The sequence below is a fragment of the Acinetobacter sp. YH12227 genome (assembly GCF_013417785.1).
GTDB lineage: Bacteria > Pseudomonadota > Gammaproteobacteria > Pseudomonadales > Moraxellaceae > Acinetobacter > Acinetobacter gandensis.
In genome coordinates this window covers 1-2,161 of the sequence record NZ_VPDH01000152.1, presented here as the reverse complement: position 1 = coordinate 2,161, position 2,161 = coordinate 1, and the positions used below count along the sequence as shown (strand labels likewise).

Annotated in this window: 1 protein-coding gene and 2 pseudogenes; 2 read left to right on the top strand and 1 reads right to left on the bottom strand. The window is 41.8% G+C overall.

Annotated features, from left to right (window positions below; translation table 11 throughout):
• Nucleotides 1–75, top strand: a pseudogene (locus tag FTV09_RS17495) (IS6 family transposase); the annotation flags it as partial.
• A gap of 53 nt (nucleotides 76–128) precedes the next feature.
• Nucleotides 129–371 (top strand): annotated as a pseudogene (locus tag FTV09_RS17490) (recombinase family protein); the annotation flags it as partial.
• Nucleotides 372–584: 213 nt separating this feature from the next.
• On the opposite strand, the gene FTV09_RS17485 reads toward FTV09_RS17490, so the two are convergent.
• Nucleotides 585–1,910, bottom strand: coding sequence for an ISNCY family transposase (locus tag FTV09_RS17485; protein ID WP_180058987.1), 1,326 nt, complete (start codon nucleotides 1,908–1,910; stop codon nucleotides 585–587).
• Nucleotides 1,911–2,161 lie beyond the last annotated feature (251 nt).

Sequence of the window (2,161 nt, the reverse complement as noted above, 5' to 3'; positions counted from 1 at the left end):
GGACAAGCATCGTCATTTTATTATGGTCAGCCTCAGGGTGAAGTGTGTCTAATCAACAGGGTTTTCGGTCTCTAAGTACTTTTTAAAGGGAACATCATCGACTCAAATCTCTATTTGCAACAGTGCCTCAAATGATGGGTGCTTTTGCACAGTTCGAACGTGAGATCATTTTAGAGCGGCAAAAGGAAGGAATAAAACTCGCCTCTGCTCAGGGGAAGTACAAAGGTCGGGTGCATAAACTAAAGCCTGACCAAGCTGAAGCTTTACGACAAGCATGGAAGGAGGGGAAGTATCCATCGAAAATGGCATTAGGGAAAGCTTTTGGGATTAGTCGTCAGGCGGTATACCGATATTTACAAGTTAGTGAATAGCTTATTGGGATTAGCAACTAAATTTAGTTTAACTTATAAAAATCATGAAACACTGTTCGAATTTTAAGCGTGGAACATGAATAATCAATAAAAAGCCGCTCTGGTGCCCTATATTCCAGAACGGCTTGCTTTAATATAATGATATTTAAAGAGAAATATCAAGCTGTTATTCCAAAATAGAAATGTCCTACCTAATAACCAAATAGAAATGTCCTATATGGACATTTCCAAGTCAAGCACAGGATTTAGATTTCGTTCTTGAATTGCTGTTTTCTGTGCACGTCTGCTTGGCATCTTTTGAGAACGATTGCGTTTATTTTGTTGTTCTAGTTCTTCATGCTGCTGTTGAATATGGGCTAATACAGAACCCAAACGTTTATTTTCAACAATCTCTCGCTGGTTGAGCTGACTTAATTTATCGAAGATGCTGTAATTGATTTTTCTTCCCTGATATTCAATCGCGACTGTACTATCCGGGTATTCCAGAAACTCAAGATACTTGCCAATCAATCTTTGGTTTTCTTCCGTGTTTTCCAGGAGATATACGCATTTATCATAAGTGATCGTCAGGCTATTCGTGACTCTGCGGGGTTCACGCCAGGTAAAAATATCATCTAATTCTTCGGCTGTTTCAGTGACAGTCCGGTGTAGATCCTTGGGATTAAAGGCCATCTTGGCAAACTTCTGATTGAACTGCTCAATGAAGCAGGGTAGCCAGGCATTGGCTTCGGCAATCGAACAGATGCCTTCCAGACGCATTTCTTTGATCAGACGGTCCTGAAGCGTTCTATTGGCTCGTTCTACACGGCCTTTGGCCTGTGGTGAATTAGCGAAGATAATATCGATATTCAGGGTGCTGAGTACGCGCCCAAACTGGGTAATCTTGGTGTCTTTCTTACTGCTTTGATTCACCCTGAAGACTGAATGTTTATCGCTGTAGAAGGCTAAAGGCTTACCATGCTGCTCAACATACAAACGTGTTGAAATCATATAGTCAAAGGTTGATTCCGACTCACAGAAGCGTAAATGCTGTAATTTGCCTGTGGCATCATCGATAAATACCAGCAGACAGCATTTAGGGGCTCGACCTTCAAACCAGTCATGGTGTGAGCCATCGATTTGGATCAGTTCACCATAACAGTCCCGGTTATAACGAGGCTGATACGGGCGTTTCAGACGCTTGGCGCGAGGAATCCATAAATCGGCTGCAATCATCCAGGAACGCAGTGTTTCCACTGAAATATCAAAGCCATGAACGGTGGTGAGCTTTTCATGCGCTAAAGTGGGTCCGAAACCATGCAGTTGATCAGAAACAATATTGAGGCACTTGAGTCTGAGCTCTTCAGGAAGCCTGGAATTGCTGATTTGACCACGACCGGCATGGGCTAATGCAGCTGGGCCTTGAGCTTTGTATTTTTGCAATAAACGTCTGATCTGACGCTCTGAAATATGAAGTAGCTGAGCAGCTTGGGACTGGGTTATGCGTTGATCACAGATTTCCTGCAAGACCGACAATCGTTTAAGTTCTTTATCCGACATAGACACCAACATATCAAACCGTCCGCTAAGAAAATTGCGAAAGTGCATATTCTAAAAGCGGACATTTTTACTTTGGAGAAACCGGACATTTCTACTTTGGGCTTACACAAGCATTACGTATAAGGTGTATTATGTTAATTTTAGAAAATCTTAATCTTTAACTAACATAATCTTCAGTTGATATCACTTGAGCATATGCAAATTCAAAAGCGGCCATTAATGTTGCATGGACATGACCAGCAGGTACTTTA

Coding starts and splice junctions, on each gene's coding strand:
- FTV09_RS17485 (WP_180058987.1), bottom strand. CDS start 1,910: ATGTCGGATAAAGAACTTAAACGATTGTCGGTCTTGCAGGAAATCTGT.